Origin of the sequence: Bifidobacterium sp. (assembly GCF_022647885.1) — a bacterium.
Classification (GTDB): domain Bacteria; phylum Actinomycetota; class Actinomycetes; order Actinomycetales; family Bifidobacteriaceae; genus Bombiscardovia.
On record NZ_JALCLM010000001.1, the window covers coordinates 407,753 to 433,033 of the forward strand.

The 25,281-nt window shown below is 48.1% G+C and carries 16 protein-coding genes, 2 tRNA genes and 1 pseudogene; 7 read left to right on the forward strand and 12 right to left on the reverse strand.

Translation table 11 applies throughout. The features are described 5' to 3' along the window. Positions 1-30 precede the first annotated feature (30 nt). Complete coding sequence (locus tag LKI20_RS01655; RefSeq protein ID WP_291768983.1) at positions 31-474, forward strand: MarR family winged helix-turn-helix transcriptional regulator; 444 nt, start codon at positions 31-33, stop codon at positions 472-474. Next, on the forward strand, positions 471-1,409 hold the full coding sequence (locus LKI20_RS01660; protein WP_291768986.1) for a cation transporter: 939 nt from the start codon (positions 471-473) through the stop codon (positions 1,407-1,409). Before LKI20_RS01655 ends, LKI20_RS01660 begins: the two co-directional genes overlap by 4 nt. A gap of 83 nt (positions 1,410-1,492) precedes the next feature. Here the strand turns inward: LKI20_RS01660 and LKI20_RS01665 are convergent, their stop codons facing one another. From LKI20_RS01665 to LKI20_RS01685, 5 genes are all read right to left on the reverse strand, one after another. Continuing rightward, positions 1,493-1,741, reverse strand: coding sequence for a GlsB/YeaQ/YmgE family stress response membrane protein (locus LKI20_RS01665; protein ID WP_033497724.1), 249 nt, complete (start codon positions 1,739-1,741; stop codon positions 1,493-1,495). Positions 1,742-1,907: 166 nt separating this feature from the next. Continuing rightward, the gene (locus LKI20_RS01670) at positions 1,908-3,824 is read right to left on the reverse strand and encodes an ABC transporter ATP-binding protein (RefSeq protein WP_291768993.1); all 1,917 of its coding nucleotides are present in this window, start codon (positions 3,822-3,824) and stop codon (positions 1,908-1,910) included. 102 nt (positions 3,825-3,926) lie between these two features. Further along, on the reverse strand, positions 3,927-5,699 hold the full coding sequence (locus LKI20_RS01675; protein WP_291768996.1) for an ABC transporter ATP-binding protein: 1,773 nt from the start codon (positions 5,697-5,699) through the stop codon (positions 3,927-3,929). 227 nt (positions 5,700-5,926) lie between these two features. Continuing rightward, positions 5,927-6,430, reverse strand: a complete 504-nt coding sequence (locus tag LKI20_RS01680; RefSeq protein ID WP_291768999.1) for a MarR family winged helix-turn-helix transcriptional regulator — start codon at positions 6,428-6,430, stop codon at positions 5,927-5,929. Positions 6,431-6,535: 105 nt separating this feature from the next. Further along, positions 6,536-7,186, reverse strand: coding sequence for a hypothetical protein (locus LKI20_RS01685; RefSeq protein ID WP_291769002.1), 651 nt, complete (start codon positions 7,184-7,186; stop codon positions 6,536-6,538). Positions 7,187-7,512: 326 nt separating this feature from the next. Here LKI20_RS01685 and LKI20_RS01690 point away from each other — a divergent pair, with 326 nt between their 5' ends. Then, entirely contained in the window at positions 7,513-12,447 is a 4,935-nt protein-coding gene (locus tag LKI20_RS01690) for a SpaA isopeptide-forming pilin-related protein (protein WP_291769004.1), read from the forward strand. Positions 12,448-12,750: 303 nt separating this feature from the next. Here LKI20_RS01690 and LKI20_RS01695 read toward each other — a convergent pair. Then, positions 12,751-12,833, reverse strand: a tRNA-Leu gene (locus LKI20_RS01695). Between the two features lie 146 nt (positions 12,834-12,979). Next, entirely contained in the window at positions 12,980-14,278 is a 1,299-nt protein-coding gene (tgt, locus tag LKI20_RS01700) for a tRNA guanosine(34) transglycosylase Tgt (RefSeq protein WP_291773298.1), read from the reverse strand. Between the two features lie 414 nt (positions 14,279-14,692). Here tgt and LKI20_RS01705 point away from each other — a divergent pair, with 414 nt between their 5' ends. From LKI20_RS01705 to LKI20_RS01720, 4 genes and pseudogenes are all read left to right on the forward strand, one after another. Then, complete coding sequence (locus LKI20_RS01705) at positions 14,693-16,774, forward strand: trypsin-like peptidase domain-containing protein (RefSeq protein ID WP_291769007.1); 2,082 nt, start codon at positions 14,693-14,695, stop codon at positions 16,772-16,774. A 313-nt stretch (positions 16,775-17,087) separates the two neighbouring features. Continuing rightward, entirely contained in the window at positions 17,088-18,593 is a 1,506-nt protein-coding gene (locus tag LKI20_RS01710) for an FAD-dependent oxidoreductase (RefSeq protein WP_291769011.1), read from the forward strand. Positions 18,594-18,656: 63 nt separating this feature from the next. Beyond that, a pseudogene (htpX, locus tag LKI20_RS01715) lies at positions 18,657-19,599 on the forward strand (zinc metalloprotease HtpX). Between the two features lie 65 nt (positions 19,600-19,664). Next, a tRNA-Gly gene (locus LKI20_RS01720) sits at positions 19,665-19,735 on the forward strand. A 170-nt stretch (positions 19,736-19,905) separates the two neighbouring features. On the opposite strand, the gene LKI20_RS01725 is transcribed toward LKI20_RS01720, so the two are convergent. From LKI20_RS01725 to LKI20_RS01745, 5 genes are all read right to left on the reverse strand, one after another. Continuing rightward, on the reverse strand, positions 19,906-20,304 hold the full coding sequence (locus LKI20_RS01725) for a DUF1304 domain-containing protein (RefSeq protein ID WP_291769013.1): 399 nt from the start codon (positions 20,302-20,304) through the stop codon (positions 19,906-19,908). A gap of 60 nt (positions 20,305-20,364) precedes the next feature. Continuing rightward, entirely contained in the window at positions 20,365-21,000 is a 636-nt protein-coding gene (locus tag LKI20_RS01730) for a nitroreductase family protein (RefSeq protein WP_291769015.1), read from the reverse strand. Beyond that, positions 20,997-21,488, reverse strand: coding sequence for a MarR family winged helix-turn-helix transcriptional regulator (locus LKI20_RS01735; protein WP_291769017.1), 492 nt, complete (start codon positions 21,486-21,488; stop codon positions 20,997-20,999). The genes LKI20_RS01730 and LKI20_RS01735 overlap by 4 nt, the downstream gene beginning before the upstream one ends. Positions 21,489-21,994: 506 nt before the next feature. Next, positions 21,995-24,289, reverse strand: a complete 2,295-nt coding sequence (locus tag LKI20_RS01740; protein ID WP_291769019.1) for an ArnT family glycosyltransferase — start codon at positions 24,287-24,289, stop codon at positions 21,995-21,997. Continuing rightward, positions 24,289-25,218: a dolichyl-phosphate beta-glucosyltransferase gene (locus tag LKI20_RS01745; protein ID WP_291769021.1), complete on the reverse strand. Its 930-nt coding sequence runs from the start codon at positions 25,216-25,218 to the stop codon at positions 24,289-24,291. The genes LKI20_RS01740 and LKI20_RS01745 overlap by 1 nt, the downstream gene beginning before the upstream one ends. Between the last annotated feature and the right edge of the window lie 63 nt (positions 25,219-25,281).

A 25,281-nucleotide genomic window follows, 5' to 3' on the forward strand; every position in this document is an offset into this window, starting at 1 on the left:
AGGTAAATAGAACTATATGATTGGGGACTCATGAAACTGGTTGAATGCGTTGAACAGATGTATTTCAGCATCGTGATTAATGAACTTAAACGGATGCGTACCAGCGGTTTGTATCGTGGGGTTTCCTACAACGGCTTGCTGTATATGGATTTGATACGTCATATGGAAGACCCGACTGTAAGCAGTATTGCTGAGACCTTAGGTGTGGCAAAGTCTTCGGTGTCTCAAAAGGTTAGTGAGCTCGAGAGTAGGGGTCTGGTTAATAGATGCAAAGATGAGCTGGATGGGCGCGTGAGTCATGTCAGCATTGCCCCCGAGGCGATTGACGATGTAAGCGCTATTGACGCACCAATACGAGCGGCTCTGGAAAGCCTCAGCAACGATTACGACGAGAAAGAAATCAACACGCTCTGTGCCATGATTATGAGCCTTGCACATGCGCTTGATGCTCAGACGGCTGCGGAACGCCGATGAGCACCACAGCTACTGTGCATAATGTTGAATCTCGTGCCTTGTTAGTCGGCACGATAATGAATGCCGGTATGGGCTTAGCAGGATTTGTGGTCTATATCGTTACTGATATTCAGGCTCTGCTGTTAGACGCGGCCTTCACGATTATTTCGGTAATCTCTGGGATAATCTCCATCGTTGTGTCTAGGCTGAGCTCAAAACGGAGTTCGCGCTATCCATATGGCCGCTTTGCACTCGAGTCCTTATATATGTTCGCCAAATCAGCATTGATTATTGCACTTATGGCGCTGACGCTCTGGAAAGTAAGCGTGAAAGCTTATGAGTATTGGCGTTTTGGCACTGGTGAAGCGATGAATGTTGGACCAGTCATTGTGTATGAAATCGTGATGGTGTCATGCGGTTTTGTCCTGTTCATCTTTTTTAAGCGGCAGAACAGGACGATGCACAATACGAGTTCTCTGCTCAAAGTGGAATCCACGAATACGAGAATTGACGCGCTGATGTCTGGGGGTATTGGTGTTGCGGCTTTGGTGGTTTCACAAATTCCTATGAACTCCCCATTCTCATTCCTGCTATATACCGGAGATTTCTTCATCACTCTGGCCCTTACGGTGTTTACTATTAAGGATCCGATATTGATGTGTGCACAAGCCTGGTCAGAACTGTCGAATGGAACGTTGACTTCCGGAAGTGTGAAACAGGATATCCGACAAATCGTGCAAGATATGTCACCAATAGAAGTAGCCAACACTGATTGCATGGTTTTCCGCCAAGGCAAGGGACTACGAGTTGCTATTCCAATAAACGAGGAGACTCCAATACTCGCATCCTGTTGGAAGAAAGCAGCCAAGGCAATAGAACTGCGGTTGAAACAACAATATGGCCATGTCGTTGTGGAGTATGTAATTAGCGAGTCAGGTACCGCTACATCAGCTTAAGAGAAATCTTAAATGAGCAAGCCGGCCGTCATATGAAATTGGCGTGACGGCCGGCTTGCTCATTAACTTATAGAGTTGTGTGATTAGTTGTTTGATTTGCTGACGAAGAACGAGACCACTGCAACAACAATGACTGCTCCAATAATCGAAGGAATCAGAGCCATTCCTGCGAGTTGTGGTCCCCAAGAGCCAAACAGTGCCTGACCTACAGCAGAACCTACGAGACCAGCGATGATATTGCTAATCCAGCCCATTGACTTGCCCTTGCTGGTGATAGCGCCTGCGATAATACCGATAATTGCGCCTACGATGAGCGTCCAAATCCAATACATAATTCCCCCTTATGTTGTTCCACTCTTCGATTCACGATAGTAGAGAGAAAAACTGTTATCGAAGACTGGTTACTCTCGTAGCGTGTGGTCTCAAGGCATCTGCGATGAGCCGTAAAATGTCGGTTATTTGTTTTAAGCAAGTGCCGCTCGGTTTTATGCCCTTCTCTTACGCCATGAGTTCAGCGTTGGTGAATTGGCTGTTATACAAATCTGCATAGAAGCCTTTAGCACTGAGCAATTCCTCGTGTGTACCACGTTCGACGATATCGCCATTGCGCATCACTAGAATCATGTCGGCATTCTTGATAGTGGAAAGTCGGTGTGCAATCACAAAGCTGGTGCGTCCCACAGTCAGAGCGTCCATCGCTTGTTGAATCAGTTCTTCAGTTCGCGTATCTACTGAACTGGTGGCTTCGTCAAGTATCAGAATCGGAGCGTCCTTGACCATCGCTCGCGCGATGGTGACCAACTGGCGCTGGCCTTGCGAGAGCGTGGTCTTGTCATCGAGCATGGTGTCATAGCCATTGGGCAGCGTGCGAATGAAATGGTCCAAGCCCACAGCTTTGCAAGCATTGACGATCTGTTCATCACTGACACCTGCTTTGGCATAGGCTATATTCTCTCGTATGGTGCCGCGGAAGATCCAAGTGTCTTGAAGGACCATGGAGAACTGATCGTGGACGTTCCACCGAGGAACACTCGAAGTGGATATATTGTCAATTCGAATGTCTCCTGAAGTGACATCGTAGAAGCGCATAAGCAGATTCACCATAGTGGTTTTTCCTGCTCCGGTGGGCCCAACTATAGCTATCTTCTGGCCGGCGCTCACTGTGGCGCTGAAATCGCGAATAATGGTTTTGTCAGGGGTATATCCAAAGCTGACGTGATCGAATTCGACGTCGCCTCTCAATTGTTTAATACTTCCATCGGTATTCTCACCGAGTAAAGCTGGTTTCTCTGATTCGTCAGCCATCTCTTCTTCGGCAAGGAAATCAAATACGCGCTCTGAAGCAGCGGCGGTACGCTGCAAATTCTGGAAGGCTTGTGCGAACTGACTCAACGGTTGAGTGAATAGGCGCACATACATCATAAACGCCACAATCACACCGAAGGTTATTGAGCCATTGATGACCAAAGCTGCGCCAACCACGCAGACAACGACGTAGCCGAGGTTACCTACAAAATTCATTAGAGGCATCATTAAACCTGAAAGGAATTGAGACTTCCAGCCTGAGTCATAAAGGTCTTGATTGTATTCTTCAAACTGCTCAATGGAAGATTCCTCGCCGTTGTACGATTTCACAATGATGTGACCGGCATATTTTTCTTCAACGTGACCATTCACATCGCCTAGGGCGACCTGCTGACGCACGAAGTAGCTTTGTGAATATTTCATCACTACCAGCATGAGTATGACGCCTACCAAGCTTGCGCCGATTGCCGAGAGTGTCATGATGACATTATTGGCGAACATCATAATGAGAGAACCCACGAAAAGTGTGATAGAGGTAATCAGTGCACCGATACTCTGACCAAGTGTTTGGCCAATAGTATCGACATCGTTCGTGATGCGGCTGAGTATATCTCCGTAGCTGACGCGGTCAAAATATCGCAGTGGCAGTTTATTGATTTTCTTCGAAATCGCATCACGCATCTTTCGCGCAGTTTCCTGCGTGATGTTGGCCATGATCCAACTCTGTAAGTATGTGAGTATCGCATAGCCGACATAGAGGGCAACTAGTGTGAAAGCGATGTGTTCAACTTGAGTGAAGTCAATTGAGCCAACCACAGGCTTTCCGTGAACGAGTGCAGGCAAGCCCTTCATCACGAGGTTAGTGATGTCCTTGAGTTTGTCTGGCCCAATAATTTGGAAAACTGTTCCAACGGCACCCAGTACCAAAGCGATGATAATGGCCGGGATATAGCTGCGTGTGAAATGAAGAAGTTTGCCGAGTACTTCCTTAAAATTTTGGGGCTTCTCAGCAGGTCCGCCAACACCGGGGCCGTGCCCAGGTCCTGGCCCGAACCCGCCCCTGCGCGGTGCGCGGCTTGGTGCCTGCGCTGTTGTATTGCTATTAGTCATCAATCCTCCAGCCTTCTGTTTGGCATGTGGCCGTGTGCCAAATGAGGTTCATATATGTGCTTCGGTATGTAGCAGTGCTCAATCTGCTATGCATCATTACCTTCATGCAGTCAGCTCTTTTTCGCTGAGCTGGCTTTGTGCAATTTGCTTATACACCGCGCAGGTGTTGAGTAACTCTTTATGAGTGCCGAGACCTACTACTTTGCCCTCATCGAGCACCATGATCTGGTCAGCATCCATAATCGTGCCTATACGTTGCGCAACAATCAGCATGGTGCTGTCAGCTGCGTTTTTGGCAAGAGCGTCACGTACTTCTCGATCGGTCTTGAAATCCAACGCTGAGAAAGAATCATCAAAGACTAGAATCTCGGGTTTGCTCCAGACGGCACGAGCAATCGAAAGTCTCTGCTTTTGCCCACCTGAAAAGTTAGAACCCCCTTGAGCAACTGGTGCTTCGTAGGATTCAGGCAATTGTTCCACAAATTCTGTGGCTTGTGCGACTGACGATGCGTGCTTGACATCTTCGAGAGTCTGTTCCGTGCTGGTATCTTTTGTTGCCTTACCGCCGTATGCGACGTTGGAGCGTACAGTTCCTCTAAACATCACCGACTGTTGGGGGACATAACCGATTTTGCTTCGAAGAGCCTTGAGTTGGTATTCGCGAATATCAACACCGTCAACACTAACTACACCTGAACTTGGATCATAGAATCTCATCAAGAGATTGAGCAATGTGGTTTTACCTGAGCCGGTAGAGCCGATGAAAGCCATGGTTTGGCCCTTGCTCACCGAGAAATTCACATGTTCAAGCACATTGTCTTGAGCGTCAGGATACGCGAAGCTTACATCGCGGAATTCAACGGAGCCAGCGTGCCCTTCGACACCTTGAGTCCGAGTGCCGTCGATAATGCTTGGTTCAGTGTCTAGAACTTCCAGAACGCGTTGCGCAGACACATCTGCTCGCGGGAGCAGTACAAATACCATGCTCATCAACAGGAATGCCATAATGACCTGCACTGAGTAACTCGAGAACACCACCATATTCGAAAAAACTGTCAGTTTATCTCCAAGAGATGCTGCCTCAATGAGATAAGCGCCAATCCAATAGACTGCGAGCATCAGACCATTCATGACGGTGTTCATCAGCGGCATGAGTAATGCCATGGAGCGGGTGGTAAATAGCTGTGTGTCTGTCAGATCGTTGTTGGCCTTCTCGAACTTGTTCTCCTGATAGTCCTCTGCGTTATAGGCTCGAACTACACGTACACCAACGAGGTTCTCGCGGGCAACGAGATTGATGTTATCCGTGAGTTTCTGCATACTGCGGAATTTGGGGATAACCAGTACCATCAGTATGCCGATAGCAATCATTAATACTGCAACGGCTATGCCCGTGGCCAAGGTCCACTCGAAACCTTTGCCAGCAATCTTTAGTACCGCCCAAACAGCCATAATTGGGGCTCTAACGAGCATCATCAAACCCATGGTGATAAACATTTGAATTTGTGTAATGTCGTTGGTGGAACGGGTGATGAGGCTCGGTGTAGAGAATTTATTCAGTTCGGCTGTTGAGAAGGATTCCACTTTGGCAAATTGCAATGAGCGAATCCGCTGGGTAAAGGATGCCGCAACACGAGCAACGATGAAACCGGTGATGACGGTGCAAGCCATTGAGCCTAGAGAGACCATGAGCATTTTGCCACCGGCGGTCCACACAGAGGACATCTGTGTACCAGGTTGTTCGACCATCTGTGTGATATCCGACATGTAATCGGGCAGCTTAAGGTCAAACCAAACTTGGGCGACGATGAACACCAGTGCTAGGAGCAACTGGGTTATTTCCATCTTCGAGAGATACTTACATATACGAACCACGAATTATCCTTTCGATGATTTTTGGCTCTTGCAAAGCGTGCTGCGTAACAGGAATCACTCATGTCTCTAGGAATCGAAGAGTGTTAATGAGCGCAAGTGAGTGGTTTCCACGATTGTTGGAAGTGAATAGCTCAAGTTGAGCAGCAACTGTGTGGTGTTAAGAAACTATATGGAAGATATGGCTGTATGAAATATCCGACCAGACTTCCAAGAATTTGATTTCAGAGCTAGATGCTTTTTGGCACTGTAGTGCGAGTTGATTGATGAAAAGCTTGCTCAATCTCCTTTGCAGAAGGTCGAGGCTTTCCAGGTTCACACAGAGTCGTATAAATAGTGAATTCCTTAGTCAACTTGATGAATTGCTTAGTTTTACGTTCGCCCATCTGCTCAAAAATCCAGCATATAGCCGAATGCATTTCTTCATGCCGTTTCTGTCCTTGTGCCCTACCTTCATCTGTAAGTGACACGAGGATATTTCGTCTGTCCTCTCGATCTATGTCGCGTGTAATAAGACCCTTTTTCTCCAAAGATGCAAGAACTGCACTGATACGCGCAGAGCTGCTACCGAGTCCAGCAGCGAGCTCGGAAGGAGTCATAGTGCCATGATGACCGAGTTGGGTAAGCACAAAAGGCTCGCCTTTCATGTCACGGCTCATGCGTTCCATCATTTCCGAATGTTTTTTGGCGGCATATTGGATGAGGTCTCGATAAGCGTCATCAGCAAATGTCATGTGCACCCCCTGTTCTTAATTGCTACTATACACCTTATCTCACAGTGTTAACTATTCACGGTATGTGTTATTCACAGACTGTGATATTAACGATGATGTGAATTATTATTGCCAGGGTTGTTGCGCTGCGTTGTCGTCATGATTATTAGCTACCGTTGGCCCGAGAGGACTGCTCTGAGTATCGTTCTTATGTGAGAGCTGAGATGGATAAGTTGGGGTTGTAATGGAAGATTCATAACTCGGCGATACCGATTGCCGGTGTTTGTTTGCCTTTGATGGTTTCTCGCTGAATTCTGGATGTTCGTTAGCCCAATTCTCAAAGCGGACAGTGAGATCTTTATCAGTGCGATGAATTGCTCGTAGAGGTTTGATCGCTGCAAATATCAGCAGCAAAGAGAGAACAATAACTGCGGCTATGAGTCCTAATCGCACCCATATGGAGTTTGGTGAGAAGACTGCGACAAACAAGGCTACGATTGCAATAGACAGATAAAGCACTCGTTTTGTCAGAGGACCGTAGGCTCTACGACATTTTGTGAGCACCTCGATAACTTCCAGTATGGCTGACGATTCTTCATCAGTGATTGGGTGTTGAGAAAAGGACTGTTGCCCCTGTTGACTGTTGACAAGATTTCTCTTAGTAACGCTCAATGAATGATATTTGGGCCGGTGATAGATCGCCCAGCTGATGATGAAGCACACAGCAAAAAACATCAGTCCAAAGAAAAAAATTACTAAAGCAATAGTTTCTGTCATGGGTGTCATACTTCATGAAGTCTTGGACGAGAATCTACCTTCGTGAACTGGCGATTAGCATCTTTGAGCTTTCTTAGAGTATTCGAGTGTGTAAGAGATATCACAGTTAACAATGAAATTTAAAAATTTAGTTTAACTAACACTAGAAAATAGCAGAATAGCAACGATTACAACCAATTGATTATACACTTATTTGTCCAATAGCGTGTTATTCTAATGATTAGCCAATGCGCTGTGCTTATTTGACTTAATGGTCATCTGGATTCTTGTTAGGCGAGCGCACTTTTTAGGCGTTCGAATAGCTCGTTGGGGGCTAAGGGGGAAGTATGAAGGATATACAGGTGCGCGCAAAAAGAAGGGGACTCGTTAAACGAGTGCTGACATTCTTTGTTGCGGTCGCAACAATGATGGTGTTTTTCCAAGGGACAACTAGGTCAGCAATGGCTGATGACCAAGATGCCTCTACGGATATCACCCAGTGTCTGCCAGCACCAGTTGCTCCAGCAACTGAAAAGACCATAATTACTAAGGCTAGTGTGGAGTTCACCGACAAGGACGGTAACACTGTCGCCAATGATGCGGTGGATCAAAACACCAGCGTGAAGCTTGACTACACTTGGGCCATCCCGAACGGGCTGAAGGAAGGATGTGTGAAATCCGGAAGCACCTTCACTTTCAAACTGCCTACGGGTGTGAAGTACGTGCCAGGTTCAGGGTCATTAGGCGATTACGGCAAGTATGTAATAGCTGAAGATGGAACTGTTACCTTCACTTTCAACGACAAAGTTGAGACTGAAGATAATGTCTCTGGTACTTTCTTCTACAATTCCAGCATATCGTCGAGCGACACCCCTGGTGCTCAACAGATCACTATCCCTACCACAGAGGGACCGCAAACAACTGGTTTCGTAGTGAATCCAACCGGTGGCAGCGATATTTCCAAAACCGGTGCTCTCACCGGTGTCAACGCTTCGGGAAGCAACCCAACCGGAATTACGTGGAATGTGACCGTCAATACTTCAGGTAAGCAGTTGACCAATGCAACGGTGACCGACCCAATGCCCTCATCGACCGACAAGACTGTGACTACCACGCTGAAAAAGGTTACGGTATATCCCCTCACCATCGATCTCAACGGCAATGTCACAGGTACAGGTGACGCGCTTACTGAGGGAACAGACTATACGGTAGATAGTCAGGGAACTGTGACGTTCGTTGGCGATTACGCCAAGACACGAAACGCATTCAAGATTCAGTATGATTCCGATATTGATTCCAGTACGGTACCAGACGGAACAAGCTTGGCTTTCAAGAACGTCGCGACATTAAATAATGACGGTAAAGAGTTCCCCGCGGATGCAACAGTCTATGCAAGCTATGCAAGTCTAGTCACTAAGAGCTATGACGGACCAGACAGCAAAGGTGGACAGATATACAACTGGCATATTGACTACAACAAGGGTGAGGGCAACTTACCAGCTAACACCACACTAGTTGACACATTGTCTGATGGACAGGTTTTCAGTGGTACGCCGAAGCTGACGTATACCGATGGCAGTGCCGTAGATACCAGTGATTACACGATTTCGTATAGCGCAAACAATACAGTGATGACTGTTACCTTCCCCAATGGTCTGAAGAAGGCTGTAAAGCTTTCTTACCAGTCGCATGTCGTCAACGCGATTGATGACGACAAGAGTGTAACAATCAGCAATAAAGCCACAAGTAACGGACAGTCCTCAGAAAAGAGCTCTGGGTATTTAGGTCAGCAAGGTCTGGTGAAAAACCTTGGTGATGTGGATTACAACAATAAAACCGTTGGCTGGAATTTCGATATCAACGAAGCACGTCAGAGCATGCCAAATTGGACTTTGACAGATACAGTCCCCAGCGGACTCACTGTGGATTACAGTTCTTTTGTATTGAAGAATAAAGACACCGGTGTCACGTACGTGGAAGGCAAAGATTTCAAGGTCACTCCCACCGCTACCGGTTTCACGGTACAATTCATAGGGGATTTAGCAAGTAATGCGGATAGTTGGTATACCCTGGCGTACACCACTTCTTTTGACACCACTAAATTAACCAAGGCTGATAATAATACCTGGACCAATAAAGCTAGTGCCAGATGGGGTCAAGGTGGTACTGACTCGCACGTCAACGAGTCTAATAAACCTTTTAGACCAACTACGAATTTCGTCAATGATGGTAGCAAATCAGGCAGTTACAACGCTATATCTAAAGAAATCACCTGGAGCGTACTCGCCAATTATCGTCAAGGTGAGTTGAAAGGCGCGACGATAAGCGATCCGATGCCTTCAGGGCAGGAATATGTTGACGGTAGCGCCAAGCTCTATGAGGTTGCTATCACCAAAGGTGGCGGTTACACCTTAGGCAGCAATGTTGGAACTGATGAGAATCTGAAGTATGACAGTGAAACTAAAACTCTGACAGCTTCACTTCCTGACGGTAGTACCAAGGCATATTTGTTGATCTTCAGAACCTCGTTCGCCAACGATGTGATTATCACTGCTAATCCAAGCGGTGTGACCAACACAGCAAGTTATACCAATGCAGACAAATCTGCTGATCTTACGGCGACTGTCAGTGTTGCTAACCAAGGTAATTTCGTTGAGAAATCAGGTTCACAGGATAGCAAGGATTCAGCATATGCTGTGTGGCAGATGTGGGTTAATAAGTCACAATCCACACTGAATAATGCTGTTGTCACTGACACTCCATCAACGAACCAAGTTTTTGATGAGAGTTCAGTAGTAATCTACCCAGGCACAGTCAGCGCGGATGGTAAGACTTACACGCCCAATACCGATAAAGCTCTTGTGCTCGGCAAGGACTACAAGGTAGATGTGCAAACTGACTCTACAACTGGTCAACAAACGTTCAAGATTTCCTTCCTGAACCAGATCAATTCTGCCTACTTGGTTGAATATCGCTCGTTGATTAACTCTGCTAAAAGCAACGACACTCTAACTAACTCGGCCAGCTTTAACGCAGACCAGCAGCAAGCCAAACAGACTACAGAATCTAAGCCAGTTGCTGTGGTAAATAACGGAGGCTCTGCGCAAGGTCAAAACACCAACATTCTGTTGACTAAGAAAGACACCGATACAAACAAGGCGCTCGAAGGAGCTTCGTTCGAGTTGTGGTCTGTCAGCGGTGGTGCCAAAGGGATGAAACTCCGCAGCGGTACCACAGATGCTGATGGAAATATAAATTGGAAGAATATCAAGTCCGGCAAGTACATACTTGTTGAGACTGCAGCGCCTGAAGGATATGTAATCACCGATGATTTAGCAGCAGGCAAGATTATTGATGTGCAGTATGACAATGCCGATGCACAAGGCAATGTCGATATTGCTGAAGGTAATCAGCAAGGTAAGATTTCTGTCGTCAAGTCTGATGGTGATACGGGTAAGCCTTTAGCCGGCGCATTATTTGACCTATATAAATCTGATGGTACAAAGATTGCTAGTTTGCCTGCAACAGATGCCCAGGGCACTACTTCATATAGTGGTTTGGATGCTGGTGAATATTATGTGGTTGAGACTGCAGCTCCAGCGGGTTATGTAAAGGACGGAAAGCAACAAGCATTCACCATTTCCGGTGCAAATGGGAAAATTCAGCAGACTCTGGATGTATCGAATGCTGAGTTGACTGGTGCGGTGAAGTTGTCGAAGTCTGATGGTGATACGGGTAAGGCTTTGGCTGGTGCGGTGTTTGACTTGTTTAAGTCTGATGGTTCGAAGGTGGCTTCGGATTTGAAGACTGGTGAGGATGGCACGGTGTCGTTTGATGGGTTGAAGCCTGGTGATTATTACTTCGTAGAGACCGCCGCCCCCGCTGGCTATGTGTTTAATAGCAGTAAGCATTGGGATTTCACGGTTGATTTGCAGACTACAAGCAAGGTTGCGTCTGTGAAGGTGTCTAATGATCAGAAGACTGGTTCAGTGAAGTTGTCGAAGTCTGATGGTGATACGGGTAAGGCTTTGGCTGGTGCGGTGTTTGACTTGTTTAAGTCTGATGGTTCGAAGGTGGCTTCGGATTTGAAGACTGGTGAGGATGGCACGGTGTCGTTTGATGGGTTGAAGCCTGGTGATTATTACTTCGTAGAGACCGCCGCCCCCGCTGGCTATGTGTTTAATAGCAGTAAGCATTGGGATTTCACGGTTGATTTGCAGACTACAAGCAAGGTTGCGTCTGTGAAGGTGTCTAATGATCAGAAGACTGGTTCAGTGAAGTTGTCGAAGTCTGATGGTGATACGGGTAAGGCTTTGGCTGGTGCGGTGTTTGACTTGTTTAAGTCTGATGGTTCGAAGGTGGCTTCGGATTTGAAGACTGGTGAGGATGGCACGGTGTCGTTTGATGGGTTGAAGCCTGGTGATTATTACTTCGTAGAGACCGCTGCTCCTGCTGGGTTTGAGTTGAATGATACGAAGTTGCCGTTCACTGTTGATCTTCAGACTGAGTCCAAAGTTGCTTCTGTTGAGGCTACAAACATGGAGTTGACTGGTGCGGTGAAGTTGTCGAAGTCTGATGGTGATACGGGTAAGGCTTTGGCTGGTGCGGTGTTTGACTTGTTTAAGTCTGATGGTTCGAAGGTGGCTTCGGATTTGAAGACTGGTGAGGATGGCACGGTGTCGTTTGATGGGTTGAAGCCTGGTGATTATTACTTTGTAGAGACTGCTGCTCCTGCTGGTTACAAGCTTGATGGTGCTAAGTTGCCGTTTACTGTGGAGTTGCAGACTACTAAGAAGGTTGCGTCTGTTGAGGCTTCGAATGCTGAGTTGACTGGTGCGGTGAAGTTGTCGAAGTCTGATGGTGATACGGGTAAGGCTTTGGCTGGTGCGGTGTTTGACTTGTTTAAGTCTGATGGTTCGAAGGTGGCTTCGGATTTGAAGACTGGTGAGGATGGCACGGTGTCGTTTGATGGGTTGAAGCCTGGTGATTATTACTTTGTAGAGACTGCTGCTCCTGCTGGTTACAAGCTTGATGGTGCTAAGTTGCCGTTTACTGTGGAGTTGCAGACTGAACCCAAGGCAGCTTCCGTTGAAGCTAAGAACTTCAAGAAGCCTGTTACGCCAACTAACGGCACCACTACGAATAACAGCAGTAGTGATACCAAGCCTCTTGCGAAGACCGGAAGTGCGATCACAGGGCTAGCTTGGGCTTTCGGGATTCTAGTAGTTCTGGGTCTGGGTGTGTATGCAGTGAGGCTCGCTCTGTCGAAGAAAAAGCACTGATTAACTGCAAAGTCGGTGTCTGCTGAGCTTCTAGGAAGTGGACGCCGGCTGGTTTAGTCAGCTTTGCTGCTCATAGCGCTGTGTGCTTGGAAAATATCATTCAAGCACACAGCGCTATTGTATTGTTGCTGGATGCCTATGTATTTTGCCTAGCTCGATTGGTTCACTCACAGCGCGGACCTGAGTAAATTACTCAGTATTCATAGAGAGAGCTCTCTGCGCATGATGCAGCTGTATAAAGAAAAACCCTCGGACCGTTGGTATTCCAACAGTTCCGAGGGTTTCACTTTCGTTTTACTCTCGTGCGCGCGGGGGGAGTTGAACCCCCACGACCTTGCGATCACTGGCACCTGAAGCCAGCGCGTCTACCATTCCGCCACGCGCGCAGACAAACGACAAAACTAGCACTAATCGTATGCGCGAAGCAAATCCGCGTGTCTGAAAAGTCGCGGTTTTCAGCTCCTGATACGCCCCGAAAAATTCACGCTGCGATATACGTTTAGAGATGTATCGCGAGGGCCAGAGAATGTTTTTAGCCGCGTGAACCGCTTGCATAAAAACGAGCTAGTGTTTCATCTTTGAACTCATCGAAATATCCACCGTCGATGGATAGACGAATGTCATCGAGTAATTTCACAAAAAAGTGCTCATTGTGGATAGTGGCTAGTGTGAACCCATTGAATTCTCGAGCTCTCAACAAGTGGTCAACATAGGCGCGGGAGTAGTTGCGACAGGTGTAGCAGTCGCAGCCTTCCTCGAGTGGGCGGAAGTCATGCTTAAACTGTGCGCGCTTCACATTCCAGCGTCCATCGCGGGTAAAGATAGCTCCGTTGCGCCCGTTGCGCGCTGGAGCCACGCAATCGAAAGTATCTCCACCGTTTTCCACTGCATTGAAAATATCGTTCACTGCGGCGATGCCAAGTACATGCCTCGGCCTAGATTCCGGCATCTCATCGCATATCCAAGCACAAGTCTGTCCAAGAAGTTGCTTCTCAATAGCCCCTCCTATGCCTACGCCATCAAAATCTAAAGAAGCAATTTGAGAGGCCGCGAGTCGGCGCAGATCTTCGTAGTTAGCACCTTGAACCACACCAAATAGAGCTTGGTAGGGTTTTCCCAAACGTGCAGCTGTCAGTTTTTCATGTTCGCTTACGCAGCGTTGTGCCCAACGAAAAGTCCGTTCAACTGACTGTTCTTGGTAACTTCGTGTATTCATCAAGGTGGTGAGTTCATCAAAGGCAAACATAATATCCGCGCCAATTTTGTGTTGAATCCCCATAGATATCTCGGCAGAAAAACGGTGTAAGGAACCGTTCAGTGGAGATTTGAACGTGACGCCGTCCTCATCAACGAAGGCCATGCGCTCTTTGCCATCGGCGATTACGTCGTCGGATTTCATTCCTTGGACATCCATAGCAAGAGTCTTCTTGAAACCTGCGCCAAGAGACAGTACTTGGAAGCCACCTGAATCCGTATATGTTGGGCCGCTCCAGTTCATAAATCGAGCGAGGCCACCTGCTTCATCTAGCACATCCTCGCCTGGGCGCTCAAACAAATGGAAAGCATTCGAGAGCAGACACTGTGCACCTAGCTCCTTCATTTGCTCAGGAAGCACCGCCTTCATTGCGCTTTGGGTTGCAACAGGCACGAATGCGGGGGTGTGGATATCGCCATGTGGGGTATGAATGACGCCAGTGCGTCCATGCCGTTTTCCGGCTCGTCCCAAACCTTTAACACTGTCGTCTAAACGAGTAACTATGTCAAAGCTGAATGCGCTTCTATCCCCGGGTTTGTCCTTTATACTTCCTAGCGGGTTCACAATCGGTGTCATGGACACCACTGTAGCGGTCAAGGTCCGACTAAAGGTTGACTTCAGTGTGGTCATGCTGATGGAACCGCTAATTGTTCTGTTCTATGTTGCTATGATTTGGCGTTATTGTATGAAGTGCAGATAATCTCGTTGATATAAGACGATTGCTGTCCGCCATTGGCAGAACGTTTGTTATCCTAACGTTGAGTGGCTAAAAGGGCGTCATTTAGGCTATATATCTTGATTTTCTGACCTTTTCCCATGGTGTTCAGTGGAGAATTCGCTCCCTTCTTACAACAAACACTCAGAAAACTTCCAGTACCAGTATCTTTACTTCTATATAGCAGTTGAATGAAGGCAGCACGGAGAGGCTCCCGTTGGGGTCGCTGTGGTGCGGCTGGTAAGCGTACCGCAGGAAGTTGTTAAGGAGTAGTAATGGCAGAAGAACATAATCTGTATCCGTGGAAGGGGCCGGACGATGATTCGTCATGGCAGCCCAGCCATATAGCCAAAGGCAATGATGCATCACAAGGCGAGAACGCGGATCAGGATAACCATACGGATTCACACGGAGAAGTAGCAGAATCGCCAAGCTCGCAGGACACACAGGAAACGCAAAACTTCACTGATTTTGGCGTTCCTTCAATTCCTGCTCTTTCTGGAAACTTGGATGAGCAGAGTACTACAGCTCTGCCCACTGTTCATTCGGAGAACGACACACATGCAGATGACGAGGATCAGCAAACACATGTAATTCCTACGGGAGATAATGCTGATACATTTGCGTTCAATGATTTAGGAAGCGGCAGTCAGCGATATGACGGCTTTGTGGCTCCTCGCTCGCCTGAACAGCCTGCCCAAGATCAGCCCAGTGCAAATGCTTCATTCCAAGCAGCACCTTCGTATGCTTCAGAGCAAACACAGCAACCATCCCAGCAACCGGAGCAAGCGCAATACGGGCAGCCAGAACAGTATGGCAGCAATGCTTCTAACGGGGTCCAGGGAGGTGCTGAGGAAACGCAGCCAGTTTCACCGCAGTACCGTCCAGCACCGCAGTATGGCGCATATGCACCTCAGCAAGAAACAGCTCAACAACAGCCGCAACCACAAAGTGCGAACGCACAATATGGCAGTCAGCAGGGTCAATACAATCCCTTTACTCCTGAATACGGCAATATGAATCAGAATCAGCAGGGTAATCCAGCTGGAGGTCAGTTCCCAGGGCAAGGGCCAACTCCGCAAGGTCAAAATGGGCCGCAGAAAGGTGGCAGTGGCAAGGGCGGTAGCAAGACTCTGAACACTGTTCTTGTAGCAGTTATTGCGGCAGTATTGAGCGCTGCGCTGATGCTCGGTTTAGGTTGGGCTGCAATTTCAAGTGGGTTGATTTCTGCACCAACAACATCATCGCTGTCTAGCATTAATTCGAATTCCTCGGGTTCTGGAAGCGCAACAGCTAAGTCTGGTGAGGCAGCTGACTGGCAGGCCGTAAGTAAGAGCGTCTCCAATTCTGTGGTTGCCATCGATACCGTGGTATCTGGTGGTACCGCTAAAGGATCAGGTGCCATAATCGACACCTCTGGTGATGTCGTTACCAACAACCACGTTGTTGAAGGTGCTACTCAGATTCAAGTCACCTTGTCTAGCGGGCAGATTTACTCAGCCAAGGTAGTGGGTACCGATACAACCACTGATTTAGCAGTGATAAAGATTGAGAATCCGCCGAGTGATTTGCAAGCAATAACATTTGCTGATTCGGACAGTCTGGCGGTGGGTGAGAGCGTAATGGCTATCGGTAATCCTTTGGGATATGACAACACTGCCACCACAGGTATTGTCTCAGCATTGAACAGGCCAGTTTCCGTGATGGATGACACCAACACCACTATTGTGACGAACGCTGTACAGATAGATGCCGCTATCAACCCAGGTAATTCTGGTGGACCAACATTTAATGCAGCTGGTCAGGTTATCGGTATCAATTCCTCTATCGCTTCAACTGCTACTACCAGTTCGAGTGCGGGATCGATTGGTATTGGTTTTGCGATTCCATCCAATCTGGTGAAGCGAGTTGCAAACGAGATCATTAAGAACGGATCCGTCCAGCACGTTGTTCTTGGCATTACCATCCAAAGTGCAACCGCTGAAGCTGATGGTGTTACCCGTGCAGGAGCACAGGTAACCAAGGTAACTTCAGGCAGTGCTGCTGCAAATGGCGGAGTTAAAGCCGGAGATACTATCGTTGCTTTCAACGGCAACGCAGTGAATAGCAACTATGCACTGCTGGGCTATGTTCGCGCATCTGCACTAAATGACAAAGTGACATTGACGGTGGTTCGTAGTGGAAAGACCTTAGATTTGAGTGTGACTTTGGATCAGAAGGAAGCAGCTGTCTCTGGTTCGTCGAAATCAGATTCTAATGACAGCGGTAATTCCGGCGGCTCCGGCTCTGATGGAGATTCTGGAAGTGGGTCAGATGATGGTGGTCTGACCGACCCTTATGGACTGTTTGGTAACTAGATTCCGAACACCATCGTGTGATGAGGCTGTGCAGCAGACAATATTCTGCTGCACAGCCTCATTCGTTATCGTTGTATGCATGGTTTTTGTCCAAAACCATAAAAAATCGGCAATTCTGTGGTGAAATTCCGTACCGATTCCGATTGTGTAGGGTTTTTGACGAGTACGTAGAATGCGTCGCGCGGAATTCCGCCATTTGTGAGTCAGCATAGGTTCTGTGCTCCATAAAATCCCTACACAAACGAATCGATCCGGCGTGATTCCTCTGTTGTTGTGCTCTGGCATGAGTTACCCTGTACACGTGAATGAAACAATGCTATCCGATCAGGAAAATCCAGTTCAGAGTGCCGATACGGCACCAGCCAAGGCAGTATCCGCACAATCTGCGAGCCCTCTCAAAGTGGCTGTTATAGGTGCTGGCCCAGCTGGAGTGTATGCCTCGGATATCCTCTTGAGACAGCTCAAACAATCAGGCGAAGAACTCGGTTTAGGTAGCAGTGCTCGCGTTGATATTTTCGAGAAGCTCCCCGTTCCTTTTGGACTGGTTCGATATGGTGTTGCACCAGATCACCCGAGTATCAAATTCATTGCCGGTGCGTTGCAAAAAACTCTTGATAACCCCAATATCCACCTGTATGCCGATGTCGAATTCGGCAAGGATATTACGCTTGATGATTTACAGCAGCGCTATGATGCAGTTCTTTTTGCTACAGGTGCTACTGAAGATCGTCTCCTAGATATACCAGGTCATGAGTTGGAAGGTGTACATGGCGCAGCACGGTTCGTTGAGTGGTATGACGGTTACCCCACAGGAACTGATGTTTGGCCATTACAGGCTCAAGAAGTCGCTGTGATTGGTGGCGGCAATGTTGCCATGGATGTTGCAAGAATTTTGGTGCGTAGACCAGATGATCTGCTCAATACCGACATTCCTGAGAATGTGTATGAAGGTTTGCAACACAATGAGACTCGTGATCTGCACTTGTTTGTGCGCAGAGGGCCAGCACAAGCGAAGTTCTCAGTCCAAGAACTCCGAGAGCTGGAGAAACTTCCTGGGGTGCAAATCATCATCGAAGAAGACGATTTCGAATTAGATGATGAAACACTCCAACGAGCAAGTGAAGATAAGCTGACACGTCAGATGCTTGAGGAGCTTTATACCATTCGGGAAATGGCTGAGGATATGGAAGACGACGGTGAGACTGATTTCGAAGGAAACCCTTCAGATCGCCGCTATCATATCCATTTCTTCTCATCGCCGACTGAGATTCTTGGGTCAGATGGCAAGGTGAAAGCTATCCGTGTTGAGCGTACTGAGGTTGATCCTGAAGGTCACCTCACGGGTACAGGAGAGAGCGTTGATTATCCTGTTCAAGCGGTCTATCACGCGATTGGGTATCGTCCTGCTCAAGTGCCAGGCATTCCGTACGATCAAAGTCATTTCACATTGGCAAATGTTGGTGGTCGAGTCTTTACTGCCCCTGAGTCAGAAGGTGGCAAGAGAATACCTGGTTTGTATGCTACTGGCTGGGCAAAACGTGGGCCAGTTGGTCTTATTGGTTCGACCAAATCCGATGCATTGGAAACTGTTTCAAATCTCATCGAAGATTTGTCTGTGGAGAAGAGGCAAGATTCTCGGGCACCAGACCGCAGTGCAACATCAATCGAAGAATTGCTCGAGAGCAGGGGAGTGCACCCAATCAGCTTTGCCGGTTGGCAGAAAATCGACGAGTATGAGCATTCGTCAGGTGCAGCTGCCGGCCGTGAACATATCAAAGTGGTTGACCCCGATGAGATGCGTCGCATCGCTTTAGGATGATGACTAGCATGCGTTCAGCGTGTAATCAGAAAAACACCAGCGTATTTCGTTATCCTAATTAACATGACTGGCAAAATGAAGGTTCATGGGCATCTTAACGGGTTGAAAACCACCCTGCTTTTTGGCCTGATGTGGGCGATTGTTATGCTTATTTGGTGGTTCACTGGGGGTACGCAAGGCACTCTTGGCATTTTCATCGTTATAGGTCTGGTAACTACCTTTTGGTTCATACTGGTTTTCTGACAAATTAGCTATAGCCTCAATGAGAGCGAAGCATGTCAGTGAGCAAGAGGCTCCTGAGCTGTATCGAATTGTGCGCGAGCTGTCGATGAAGGCCGGCAAACCTATGCCGAGAATCTATATCGCTCCCACAATGTCTCCGAATGCTTTTGCTACTGGACGAAATGAACGTCATGCTGCAGTTTGCTGTACTCATGGAATCCTCCAAATTCTTAATGAGCGAGAAATCCGTGGGGTGTTGGGGCATGAGCTGATGCATGTGTATAACCACGACATTCTGACTTCGGCAGTAGCATCCGCTATGGCTACAGTTATTACTTACCTTGGTTATTCCTTGATGTACATGGGTGGCGGACGCGGACGTGATAGCAGAGATTCTGGCGGCATCGGCATAATCGGAGTGCTGCTGAGCAGCATTCTGGCCCCAATTGGAGCCTCACTAATTCAGATGGCTATTTCTCGCACTAGGGAATTCGATGCAGATGAAGACGGTAGTCGCCTAACTGGTGATCCAGAAGCGCTCGCTTCTGCGCTCAACAGGATTGAATCGGGTGTGCAGCAGGAACCTCTTGCGCAGACAGCAGGTACGCAAAGTGTTTCCTCAATGATGATTGCTAATCCTTTCAATGCCAAGGGAATGAGCCGACTCTTTTCAACGCATCCTCCCACAAGTGAGCGCATCGCCCGCTTGATGCAAATGAGTGGGGAAATGGGAGTCGAAACGGTAACCCCTACATATCAACAACAATCTGACATCACAGCTTGAAGTGTGCGACAAACGTCGTGCTACACTGATTTCTCGTGCGTATTCCTTCATAAGGAGTTGCATGTGCGGGCGTAGTTCATCGGTAGAATGGAAGCTTCCCAAGCTTCAGAGGCGGGTTCGATTCCCGTCGCCCGCTCTATTGAGTTTCCTTGTTATTCCATTGTGTTTGCAATTTCCCGAGCTGAGTTTGTCGGCTATTTCTCCCCATTAAACCGATTTGGAGCATCGTTAAGACCAAACATGAGACAGGCAACAACGAGAACAGTGCGCATAGTGTGCACAGTGCGATTATCTTGAGTACGAGAATTAATTCGCTGCAATGAGCGAGAAGGACAGAAGTATTATTCCAAGAAGTGGCAATGTGATTTGTTTCATCGCAGCGCTGCGTTTCCCAGGGCTTGAGATAAGTAACACAGTGGCAGCTAGAATCATCGATATGCCGCCGGCAAACATCAAAGTGATGCCTATTGTGTGTGCCCCAATGAAATCCAGAATTGCTCCTAGAACAGCCATGATGCCCAGGAAAAGATTGTAGAAGCCTTGGTTAAATGCCATTTCACGCGTTGCTTTAGCTTCTTCTTTATCGTGAATCGAGAAAGTTATCATTGTGGATTCTTTGGTCCACATGAATGATTCCAGAATAAAAATGAAACCGTGTAGCGCGCCAGCTAGCAATATCAGAATCGATCCGGCGGTATCTAACAAGTTGTAATCCTTTCACACAGTACGTTGCAGTAAACGAATAGAAACTCGAGACTTGATATGTCAGCTCCACCAAGTGAGATCTTCCGCTGGTAACCGAACAGATTCGTGGCCTTCGGCAGCGGCTTTACCGATTGACATGATGAGAACTGGGACATATCGCTCGGCGTCAAGTTCAAAAGCTTCAGCTACCTGATCCTCTTCAAATCCTCCAATGGGATTGGTGTCATAGCCATGAGAGCGCGCGATAAGCATGAACTGCATAGCAAATAGGCTCGAATCAATTTTGACTACATCATTCATTTTGCTGAGGCTGTATTTCTTATATGTTGGGACAATGACTGATAGTTGAGCTTTAGCCATAAGTTTAGGCATAATGCCTTTCTCTGCAGCTTGTCCATATATGCGATCTGCATACTCGTAACAACGCATATCGCCTAACACCACAATCATCGCTGAAGAGCTCTTATTCTGTCGCTTATTAAAACGGATAAGAGGGTTGAGCTTCGCCTTCCCCTCATCGGATTGAACAATAAGGAATCTCCAAGGTTGTATATTCACAGACGATGGAGCTTTAGCTGCTTCATTGAGCATTTGCAACATTTCTTCGCGTGAAATTTTCACCGTTGGATCATATTTACGGATCGAACGCCGTCCCTCGAGTATTTGAGTGAAGTTATTTGTGGTGAGTTGGGTCATCGTAGAATCTCTTTTTCATGGATACTGATGCTGGTGGTGTTGTCAAGATTCGGGTTTCTATAGGCTACTGTTGCTTGGTCAAGATGCGATTCGATAGTGGATACCGCTTTGAGTAGAGTCTCAATTTCAGTGCTGTTCATACCGTCAAATAATGAGCTTAGAAATAACTCTCGTTTGTTTGAGCACTCAGTGATGAGCTTCGAACCTGTCTCAGTTATGGACACTGCAACGTTTCGCTGATCTTCCGCGTTACGATTTCTGCGGATAAGTCCACGGTCTTCTAACAGTTGTAGGTGCCGCGTTACTGCGCTGGCATTAATGCCTAGGATTGCGCGCAGTTCTGTTTGTGAGAGCGACGGTGAATCGCTCAAAGCATACAAAATAGTAAATCTAGCGATACTGCTGCCGGTGCAAGCTTCAAAGGATGTGCTGATCTTTGAGTTAAGCCGGCTCGTTGCTAGCAGAACTGCCATTCGTTCGTCTGCCAAAAGTTTTTCCTGCTCTGAAACGCACAGTCTTACAAGGACTGCGAGGATCCTTTAGTAAATACTTGATAAGTAAATGCTTGATAAGTCAACTATTGATAAGTCAACACTTACGTGCTTCGGTCGTCAACCCTTCGGTGAAATTCAACCTCCGGCGAAATGCCGGGATACGTCTAGGTCGTTGAATCATGCGGATGTTATACCAGCATCGTTTACGCACCAAGATTTATGGCCACACGCCTAGAGAGTAGAGGCTGAAGCACCCTAGCTACTGGAGGGTGAAAGAACACCTATCTATGATGTCCTCGGTCTGGAATCAGATGTGCTTCCCTTGTTATGCAGTGCACTGTCTTGCAATGTGATGTCTGGCCCTGAGCTGCCGGGCATTCCAGTCTTGTCTCGAGGCACCTCGCTTCACGCAAAACTGTGCAATACCGCACGAGGAATCCGAGAATTTCGCGGAGCATCGTGCGCTATTGCACAGTTTCATGCGTATTGCCTACTAAATCTTAGGACGCATCAGCAGAGAGGTCATATATGGTCACACCATCTACGGTAGTTGCTGTGTAGTGCTTGGCTACCCAGCTAGCAATCTCAGATGCTGCGCCAGAACCGCCCATTTGTGTGCCCCCCATTGAGGAACCTGCTATGTAGTAGTGGATCAGCCCTTGCTTAACGTATTGCTTGAACTGTTTGAGAGTTGGAGCGGGATCTGAACCGTTGAAACCGCCTATTGCCATAACAGCCTTTTGCGAAGCGAGCTGGTAACTTGCGGCATTCTGCGAACCGGTTGTTGCTGCTGCCCAACGGTAGGAGCTGGATGATTTTTCTAGCATTGACACGATTTTGGAACTAGCGGAACTTCCGCCCATACCCATGCCACCACCAGTTGAACCGTTGCCCATTTCGCCTGCTGAGCCTGTTGTGCCCTCGCTCATAGAGCCTTCGCCCATCGTCCCGCCTGCGGCTCCGCCTGGACCTGTCCCACTCCCATTGCCGGAACTCGGTGGCTGTCCCATTGAAGGATTCGGCGCTTCAGGAGCGCTTCCAGAATTTTGGCCAGGACCACCGGAAGGAGGCTCCTGATTGCTGCCATATTGTTGTTGGCTGGTATCGGACTCTGTGGATTCTGACGTTCCAGATGTGCCCCCCTGATTGCCACCAGGTCCGCCACCTTGGCCCATACCGCCGCCCATTCCTCCCATTCCGGTGGAAGATGTCACACTCGGACCTGCGAGCACAATAGACCCAGTGTGACCAGTGCTGATAGTGTACGCGGTCCATGCAAAAGGTCCGGAGAGTAACGACACTGCTGAAAGTGCGATGCCTGCTATAGCAATCCGTCTAGAAGATGCCAGAGCGGCAATGATCAACACTATGGCGGCAAGAATTCCTATACCGAGTATGCACCACTTCAACCATGGGAGCCAGCTGCTCCGCCCTGCAAGAGTAAAGGCCCAATAGGCAGAAACTAACATCAATGCGGGCGCTACAATTCTTGACCACAACGATTTACGCGCAACCCACAATCCCATCACAGCGATAGCTGCAAGAACTGCAACTGCGGGAGCAAGTGCAACGGTGTAGTACTGGTGGAATATGCCTGCCATGAAGCTGAATGTTAACCATATGACTACGAGCCAACCACCAAAAACAATCACGCTCGCACGTCTCAAGTCAATACGAACTGCACGTCCTACAGCGATAAGACCAATGAAGATTCCTGCGAATGCCAATGGAGCAAGCCATGCGATTTGAGTGCCGTATTCACCATCAAACAAACGTGTCCAGCCCGTCTCGCCCCACATGCCACCACTTGTGCCCCCAGTGGATGAGCCACCTGGTACAACGGATCCTTCCTCACTTCCTGTGAGTCGGCCGAAACCGTTATAACCAAAGGTTAATTCCAAGAAGGAGTTGTTTTGAGATCCGCCGATGTATGGACGCGAACCTGACGGGACGAGAACGGTCAAAGCTACCCACCAGCCCGCTGCGACGATAATACTGCCGACTGCAACGAAGCCGTCAACTATTCGTCGCCAAAAACCTGTTGGAGATGCGATGAGGAATGCTAGAGCAAAACCTGGAAGTACTAGGAATACTTGCATTTGCTTGGTGAGGAAGCCGAAGCCGATTAAGACCCCAGCAAGAATCATCCACCAAGTGCGTCGACGGTTGCCTGCCTTTGTGGCAGCATATTCGAGAGCGCGTAGCACAGCGTGTGCTGCACCTACCATGAGCAGGATCAACAGAGCATCAGGATTATTGAAGCGAAACATTAGTGCTGCAACAGGTGTGAGAACGAAGATAATGCCAGTAGTTAAGCCTGCTGTATTACCCCAATATCTGCGGATTGTGGCATAAAGCAAATATGTGGTTAATACGCCCATAATCGCTTGAGGAAGCAGGATAGCAAAAGAGCTGAGACCAAAGATGCGCACCGAAAGCGCCATAAGCCAAATCGATGCAGGGGGTTTATCAACGGTGATTGCATTTCCAGAGTCCAGAGATCCCCATAAGAAGGATTCCCAGTTTACTGATCCGGCTTGGGCAGCAGCTGAATAGAATTCATTAGCATAACCAGATGCTGTGAGATTGATAAAATATGCAGCTATAGCTGCCGCCAGCAGCATTCCTAGCAGTACCCAATCGGAAAGTCTTCGTTTAGGCAGTCGGTACAAGGCAATTCCTGAACGTGATTGGTGTCGATCGGCTCGGGATCGTTCGTGGCCTTTGCGCGTTGATCGGGTGCCATGTGATGCAGCTGATGTAGAGGCGAGTGGGGTGCCGAATTGTTCGGTCATTATGCGCTCACTTTCACGTTGGCGAGTTCGATCAACGACCCGCGTAATTCATGTTGGCTTTGGGCTCCCCATCCAAGATGCGCATACGAATTCGCGATGGTACCGTTGCCTTCTTTGCGTATATCTTGCCGCATTCGCCGCATGCCAGATATGTCTTTACTTACTGTGTCTGGAATGTTGACTCTGCTGTCGCTGTCTTCCACCCAGGTCACAGGAATTTCGTAAATTTGCATACCGCGTCGCTCTGCTAAAACCAACAACTCTGTATCAAAGAACCACTCATTGTCTTGAACTTGAGGCAGTAAAGCGTCTGCTGCTCGCGCGGTAAGTGCTTTGAATCCGCATTGAGCGTCGTGGAATTTCACACCAAGGTATGTTCTGAGCATGAGATTATAGGTGCGAGAGATGAACTCACGTTTTGTTGATCTGGTGACATCTGATTGTTGGAGCAGGCGCGAGCCAATCGCAACATCAGCGCCGCCTGCGAGCAGCGAACCGATGAGAGTACCGGTGCATTGTATATCCGTCGACAAGTCAACATCCATGTATGAAACCACGCGAGCAAGTGATTCTGACCAGGCATTTTTTAGCGCCGCTCCGCGGCCTTTACGCCCGATTCGCACTGCTCGTAGCACGACTGGGTATTGCTCGCATAATGTGCAGGCAACTTCCCATGTCCGATCCGTGCTGGCATTGTCTGCGATGATGATATTCCAAGAGAAAGCATTTGCGGAGGCTGATTGTGCTGTCAAATATGCGCTAAGTTTCTTGATGCAGGTCTCCAAAGTATGTTCCTCGTTATAAACGGGAATCACAATATCTGCATCAACATAGCTGGGATCTCCACGACGCTCAACGATTGCCGTGCTGAGCTGTGCTGCTCCATGTTGCCTCGGACTGTTGTCTGTGGTGCTCCTATATGTGTTCATGGTTCTATAGAAACGCAGCAGACTTGCTGTTTTCTTCACAGAACATCACAGTTGCATACAACG

Coding starts and splice junctions, on each gene's coding strand:
- LKI20_RS01665 (WP_033497724.1), bottom strand. CDS start 1,741: ATGTATTGGATTTGGACGCTCATCGTAGGCGCAATTATCGGTATTATC.
- LKI20_RS01660 (WP_291768986.1), top strand. CDS start 471: ATGAGCACCACAGCTACTGTGCATAATGTTGAATCTCGTGCCTTGTTA.
- LKI20_RS01690 (WP_291769004.1), top strand. CDS start 7,513: ATGAAGGATATACAGGTGCGCGCAAAAAGAAGGGGACTCGTTAAACGA.
- LKI20_RS01745 (WP_291769021.1), bottom strand. CDS start 25,218: ATGAACACATATAGGAGCACCACAGACAACAGTCCGAGGCAACATGGA.
- LKI20_RS01705 (WP_291769007.1), top strand. CDS start 14,693: ATGGCAGAAGAACATAATCTGTATCCGTGGAAGGGGCCGGACGATGAT.
- LKI20_RS01685 (WP_291769002.1), bottom strand. CDS start 7,186: ATGACAGAAACTATTGCTTTAGTAATTTTTTTCTTTGGACTGATGTTT.
- LKI20_RS01730 (WP_291769015.1), bottom strand. CDS start 21,000: ATGACCCAACTCACCACAAATAACTTCACTCAAATACTCGAGGGACGG.
- LKI20_RS01710 (WP_291769011.1), top strand. CDS start 17,088: ATGCTATCCGATCAGGAAAATCCAGTTCAGAGTGCCGATACGGCACCA.
- tgt (WP_291773298.1), bottom strand. CDS start 14,278: ATGACACCGATTGTGAACCCGCTAGGAAGTATAAAGGACAAACCCGGG.
- LKI20_RS01670 (WP_291768993.1), bottom strand. CDS start 3,824: ATGACTAATAGCAATACAACAGCGCAGGCACCAAGCCGCGCACCGCGC.
- LKI20_RS01680 (WP_291768999.1), bottom strand. CDS start 6,430: ATGACATTTGCTGATGACGCTTATCGAGACCTCATCCAATATGCCGCC.
- LKI20_RS01655 (WP_291768983.1), top strand. CDS start 31: ATGAAACTGGTTGAATGCGTTGAACAGATGTATTTCAGCATCGTGATT.
- LKI20_RS01740 (WP_291769019.1), bottom strand. CDS start 24,289: ATGACCGAACAATTCGGCACCCCACTCGCCTCTACATCAGCTGCATCA.